This is a genomic window from Streptomyces alkaliphilus (assembly GCF_014141535.1).
In the GTDB taxonomy this organism is placed as follows: domain Bacteria; phylum Actinomycetota; class Actinomycetes; order Streptomycetales; family Streptomycetaceae; genus Streptomyces; species Streptomyces alkaliphilus.
Genome location: NZ_VKHT01000242.1, coordinates 1 through 5882, shown reverse-complemented (window position 1 = coordinate 5882; position 5882 = coordinate 1). Strand labels below are relative to the sequence as shown.

Sequence of the window (5882 nt, the reverse complement as noted above, 5' to 3'; positions counted from 1 at the left end):
CCGCCCCGACCCCGCCCGCGTCGCCTGGGAAGAAGAGGCCATCGCCGCCGCCAACTACCACCGGCGTGCCTGGGTCGCCGACATCGGCGACTTCCTCACCTGCCATCTGAAGGAGCACTACGGCCTTGACCGCGCCAAACTTCGGTCCTGGCCGTCCGGGCTCCACATCACCTCCGCCGACCTCACCCCACCGACCAGGACCGAAGCCGGACGCATCGTGCGTGCCCTCGGCATCCCCGCCACCCGGCCCGTCGTCGCTGCGGTCGGCCGCACCGACCACACCAAGGGACTCGATCTCCTCATCGAAGCCCTCGCCCCGCTGCGCGACGACGTCCACCTGGCGATGGTCGCCGTCCCGACCGATGACGAGCGCGCCGCCCTGCTGGACTCCTACCGCCACCGCAGCGCCGAGCTCGGCCTCAGCGCCACCATCATCGGCCGCTACGACCGGGACATCCCCCGCGCGCTGGCCGCCTGGCCCGACACCGTCGCCATGGCCGTCCCCAGTCGCGGCGAGACCCTGGCCAACATCGTCTTCGAGACCGCCCTGTGGGCCCAGCACACCGGAGCCGTGGTCCTGGCCCCGAACATCGACGGCTTCCCCGAACAGATCACCGACGGCCACAATGGCCTGCTCTACGACCCCGCGCCCGGAGCCCTGACCGCCGGCCTGCGCCGGGCACTCACCCTGACCAGCGACGAACGCACCCGGCTCCGTATCGCCGCGCACGGCAGAGTCGTCGCCGAACGCAACGCCGCCGAACACCTCGCGGCCCTGCTGGCCACGTTCTGGCAGCCCTCCACCATCCTCGTGACTAGACTCCACGGTCATCCGGCAACGGATGCCCGTACGCCGCGGTCACAGGCACCCACCAGCACGCACCACCCCCTGGAGGCCACGCCATGACCGCATCCCTGTTGCTCGTCGACGGCCACTACCTCCTCCACCGCGCCTGGTACGGGTTCGCCGCCCGCATCACCAGCCGCGACAAGACCTCCGACCGCACCGGCGTCTTCGGCTTCACCGCGCTCCTGCGCAAGGCACAGATACAGCACGCCCCCGGGTTCGAGATCTTCGTGGTCTTCGACTCCGAGAACGGTTCGCAGGCCCGCGCGGGACAGGACAGCGACTACAAGGCCCAGCGGCCCGCACCCGAACCCGGCCTGATCGAGTCCCTCGCCTTGGTCAAGACCGCCCTCGACCGCACGGGCGTCCGGTGGATCGAGCAGGACGGCTGCGAGGCGGACGACGTCATCGCCACCCTGGCCATCCGCGCCCGCGCCGAAGGCCGCGCAGTCGACATCATGACCACCGACAAGGACTACATCCAGCTCCTGACCGACCCCGGCGTGCGCCTGCTGAACACCGGCTTCGCCGTGGAGCGCCGCTACACCACGGGCAAGCACATCCTCCCCCGCTACGGAGTCCTCGCCGAGCAGTGGCCGGACTTCCGCGCCCTGATGGGCGACCCCGCGGACAACATCGGCGGCGTTCGAGGCATCGGCCCCAAGACCGCCGCCCGGCTCTTGGCCGCCGGGCGGCGGCTGGAGAACATCCCCGCCGACGAACTGCGCCCGGCCTGGACGGCGCAGTGGCAGCAGGTCCTGTGCTGGCGCGAGATGATCAAGCTCGACACCAAGACCGCGCTCCCCGACGACCTTCTCACCACCACCCCCACTTCGCCGCTGCCCACGGCCGCGCACGTCCTGGAAGCGCTGGACCTGTGGTGACTTCCAAGGTGGCGATATGGGACTTCGACGGGACGCTCGGCCATCGCCGCCGCGGAACCTGGGCGGAGTGCCTCCTCGAGGTCCTGGACCTCCAGCAGCCCGGCCACGACCGGACGTTCCCCGAAATGTTCGAGGCGCTCGCCACGGGCTTCCCCTGGCACGCCGCGCACGACCCCCACACCCACCTGAACGCCCCCGACGCCTGGTGGGACCACATCACCTCCGTCATCACCAAGGCACTCACCCGCCTCGGCCTCGACCGTCCCCGGGCCGCGGCGGAGGCCACCCGCGCCGCCTACACCGACTCAGCCGCCTGGAGCCTCTACCCACAGGCCCTGCGCGTCCTCGACCGGCTCACCTCGCACGGCTGGCAGCACGTGCTCTTGTCCAATCACGTCCCCGAACTCCCCGCGATCCTGTCCGCGCTCGGAATCGACAGCCGGTTCCGGGCGGTGATCAACTCGGCCGCGAGCGGCTACGAGAAACCTCACACCCGGGCGTTCCACCTCGCCCGGGAAGCCGCCGGCGTCGCACACCGCCTCGTCATGATCGGCGACAACCCCCGGGCGGACGCCGCCGGAGCCCGGGGCGCCGGCATCGACGCCATCTGGGTCCGTCGCAACCAGCACACCGACACACCCGACCTCGAAGCAGCCGCCGGCATCCTCCTGACGCTCAGCCCCATCCGGAACCGGCGCCACCCGGCCCTGCACGAAGTTCCCCCGGTGGAGGCAATCGCCCCCGGAGCACTGCCAATCCGGTAACCTCGCCGACGTCCGCACCGCGGAAGCCCGGCAGCGCCCCGGTCCATGGCGCACCGGAGCCACCGTGGACGACACCGCCCCCGCACCCGCGCAGGCCGACTGCCTCGCCGCCTTCGCCGCCCTGCGTGATGGCGCGGACTCGGCCCCCGAGACGACACTCGAGCTCGGGGAGGGCTGCAACCGCTTCCCGGCCTCCCCGGACCTCGCCCGCTACCTCTCCGCGCTGCTGGACCGCTTCATTCGCGACGGGACCCTCTCCGCGTACGCAGGAAGCCGCCCGACCGGCACCCGCGGAGTGATGGCCGAACTCCTCGGCGACCACCTGGACATGCACCTGGACGCCTCGGACATCTTCTTCACCCGGGGCGGCACCGAAGCCATCAACCTCACCATCGCCCACCTCGCCGAAACCGGCCACGGCCTCGTCCTGCCCCTGCCGAACTACTACGCCTTCGACCAGTCCGCCGTCCGCTGGGGAACCCCCGTCACCGCCTACTACCGGCACGACGGCGCACTCCACCACACCGGGACGGCCCCCACACCGCGCACCTGTCTCGTCGAAGTCCTCCCCAACGGCGTCACCGGCGCCCGCCACGTCCCGCCGGCGCAGACCAGGCCGGACTTCACCCTCCTCGACATCCCTTTCCAGATCGGCGCCGAAGGCTCACAACCGGCCGCGATACTCCGCGACCGTGTCCATGGCCTCGATCTGGAGACCGCTGCCCTGATCCTCACCGCTTCGAAGGATCTCTCTCTACCCGGCCTTCGCGCCGCCATCGTCGTCACAAGGAACAAGGCACTGCTGGGCCACCTTGGCCGCGACCGGTTCGAGCGGATGGCCATGACCGGCGACCCCGTCGGCGAGATCGCCATGCTCGTCTACGTCTCTCTCCTCGCCGTCGCGGACGCTCCCAGTGAGCAGACCGGCAAGTTGGTCCAGATCGCCCGGGACTGCGCTCACCGCGCCAACCTCCCCGCGCTTCCCGAGGAGGAGACCTACCGCCGCGTCCGTGACCACCTGACCGGCATGAGCGAACGCTTCCGCCGCAACGCGCTTGCGCTTGAAGACCCCCGATCGCCGCTCAAGCCCATCACCGGCGTGGAGCCTGCCACCGGCTACTCCGCCTTCGCAGAACTCCGAGCGCCCCAGGATGACTTCCTCCAGTGGGTCGCCCGGTGTGGACGGTTCGGACTGCACCTCAACCCGACGGTCGTCCACGGCGGCACCTCCACAGCCTGGGAAGCGCTGTACCCCGATGGCCAACTTCTGCGGATCAACCTCTCCGAGGAACCGGCCGTCATCAACCGCAGCCTGCGCCTTCTCGGTCGCTACGCGACCGGCCGGTTCGGGTCGGCCCCGGAAGCCCGCCGCGAGGTACCCCACGAGAAGGGCGCCGGTCGATGAGTACCCCCACCGAGCAGCTCTCCCTGATCACCCCGGACGAATCCGCGCACCAGCCGGCTGATGACGCCGTACGGCTGCTGCTGTTCAACGCCCAGCACGCCTCCCCGGACCGTTCCCGCCGCCAGGCCGCCTGGGTCGCCGCCCGGGAGAACGCGGACATCGCCGTCTTCACCGAGGTGTCCTCCACCCGTGGCAGTGACGCTCTCGTCGCCGCGCTCGCCGAGCGCGGGTACGCCACCGTGATCGCCCCGCAGCCGGCGGACCCCGACTACCGCACGGTGATCGCCTGCCGCACCACCGACGCCCACCCGGTGCAGAGTCCTGTCGCCCTCACGCCCCACCGCGCACCTGCCGCCAGGGTCATGATCGGAGGCCATGACATCGGCGTCCTCGGCCTGTACGTCCCCTCCCGCGGCCCCAAGGAGCGCCGCAACGTCGCCAAACGCGCCTTCCAGGAGGCGGTCACCGAGGCCCTGCCGAAGCTCACCGCCGCCTTCCCGGACATGCCCGTCATCGTGGCCGGGGACCTCAACGTCATCGAACGCGGCCACCAGCCCCCGCACAAGGTCTTCGGCGCCTGGGAGTACGCCTTCTACGACTCCTTCCAGGCCTCCGGCCTCACCGACGCCTTCCGCCACCTGCACCCCGACAAGATCGCCCACTCCTGGCACGGGCGCAGCGGCACCGGCTTCCGCTTCGACCACCTCTTCGTCTCCACCCGCCATGCCGACCGTGTCCTCGCCTGCGACTATCACCACCAGGCCCGCGAAGAGGGTCTGACCGACCACGCGGTCATGACGCTGCGTGTCACTGTTGCCCAGCCCTTGCCCCCGGGTTCCGAGGTGAGCGGCCACGGCCGCAGTCAGGGGGCGCGCTGACGCTCCGGCCACTGCCCCCGCCCGCGCGCCGACCCGACAGGCACCAGGACCTGTGCGGCCGGCCTCTGACAGGTCTCCACCGGAGCGAGAAGTCCCGGGCCCCGCTGACGCCGGGCGGCCCTACGACCGGCCGCCCGGGAGCAGAGCAAGGAGTGTCCATGAGCACCCATACCTTCGGCACCGCCACCATCACCCTGCCCGACCTGGAAGAGTCGGGCCTCCACCTCACAGGTATCGACACCTTGGACAACCCACGGGGTGCCGTCCAGGACTTTGCGTTCGGCGACGCGGACCTCCGCTCACTCGACCTCTCCGACACGCGGCTCGTCACCGGCCGCATCCACGACATCCGCGCCCAGCACGTCGGCTTCGAGACCCTGAACCTGCATGGCGTGGAGATCACCGGCAGCGATCTCCGCGCGGCGCGCTGGGATGAGAGCAAGCTGACCCGTGTCGTCATCCGGAATACCAAGCTGCTTGGCGCCGCGCTGAACGGCCTGGTCCTGCACAACGTCCTCTTCGAGAACTGCCGACTCGACTACGCGACGTTCACCAAGGTCCGCGCCACCGGTCCCGTCGCGTTCGCCGGCTGCGTGCTCACCGAGGCCACCTTTACCCACTGCGACCTCTCCCACGTTGTCTTCTCCAAGTGCGGGCTCCGCCTCACCTCATTCGGTCCCGGCCGTTACCGGAACACCGACCTGCGCGGCAACGACCTCTCCACCGTGCGCGGGGTCACCCACTTCGTCAGGGTCCGCATCGGCCCGGGCCAGCAGCACGACCTCACCCGGGCTCTGGTGACCGAACTCGACATCACTGTCGAAGGCGACTGAGCACATCGATCGCGAGCTTCCGCCACCCGCGTACGGCTGCGGCGCCCGACCATCGGCGTTTCGGCCAATCCGCCCCGACTGGGCGCTCTTACGTGGCAAGGGGCGGTGCAGCGTGCATCTTTGGAGAACCGCTCAACCCGGGAAAGAAAACCCGTCCGAAAGCGCATGCGTTCGAAATCGCTGCGGTGTCGTTGAACACGTCGACACCACCATCACGTCCACGAGTCGGACTCGCGCCCGCGGCCAACATGCTTCCCGATCCCCGCAGCCC

General features: G+C 70.3%; 6 protein-coding genes. All 6 read left to right on the top strand.

Features of this window, described 5'->3' with window-relative positions:
• The coding region (locus FNQ90_RS10220) for a glycosyltransferase family 4 protein (protein ID WP_182606080.1) at positions 1 to 907 on the top strand (907 nt) is incomplete at its 5' end.
• The gene (locus FNQ90_RS10215) at positions 904 to 1731 is read left to right on the top strand and encodes a 5'-3' exonuclease (protein ID WP_228471021.1); all 828 of its coding nucleotides are present in this window, start codon (positions 904 to 906) and stop codon (positions 1729 to 1731) included. The genes FNQ90_RS10220 and FNQ90_RS10215, both read left to right, overlap by 4 nt.
• Entirely contained in the window at positions 1725 to 2495 is a 771-nt protein-coding gene (locus tag FNQ90_RS10210) for an HAD family hydrolase (protein WP_182606079.1), read from the top strand. The genes FNQ90_RS10215 and FNQ90_RS10210 overlap by 7 nt, the downstream gene beginning before the upstream one ends.
• 64 nt (positions 2496 to 2559) lie before the next feature.
• A complete protein-coding gene (locus FNQ90_RS10205; RefSeq protein ID WP_182606078.1) occupies positions 2560 to 3900 on the top strand; it encodes a PLP-dependent aminotransferase family protein in 1341 nt (446 codons plus the stop codon).
• Complete coding sequence (locus FNQ90_RS10200) at positions 3897 to 4778, top strand: endonuclease (RefSeq protein WP_228471020.1); 882 nt, start codon at positions 3897 to 3899, stop codon at positions 4776 to 4778. The genes FNQ90_RS10205 and FNQ90_RS10200 overlap by 4 nt, the downstream gene beginning before the upstream one ends.
• Before the next feature lie 158 nt (positions 4779 to 4936).
• Positions 4937 to 5611: a pentapeptide repeat-containing protein gene (locus FNQ90_RS10195; protein WP_182606077.1), complete on the top strand. Its 675-nt coding sequence runs from the start codon at positions 4937 to 4939 to the stop codon at positions 5609 to 5611.
• Positions 5612 to 5882 lie beyond the last annotated feature (271 nt).

What these genes read in the sequence shown, in the direction of transcription:
- FNQ90_RS10200 (WP_228471020.1), top strand. Translation starts at nt 3,897, where the DNA reads ATGAGTACCCCCACCGAGCAGCTCTCCCTGATCACCCCGGACGAATCC.
- FNQ90_RS10215 (WP_228471021.1), top strand. Translation starts at nt 904, where the DNA reads ATGACCGCATCCCTGTTGCTCGTCGACGGCCACTACCTCCTCCACCGC.
- FNQ90_RS10195 (WP_182606077.1), top strand. Translation starts at nt 4,937, where the DNA reads ATGAGCACCCATACCTTCGGCACCGCCACCATCACCCTGCCCGACCTG.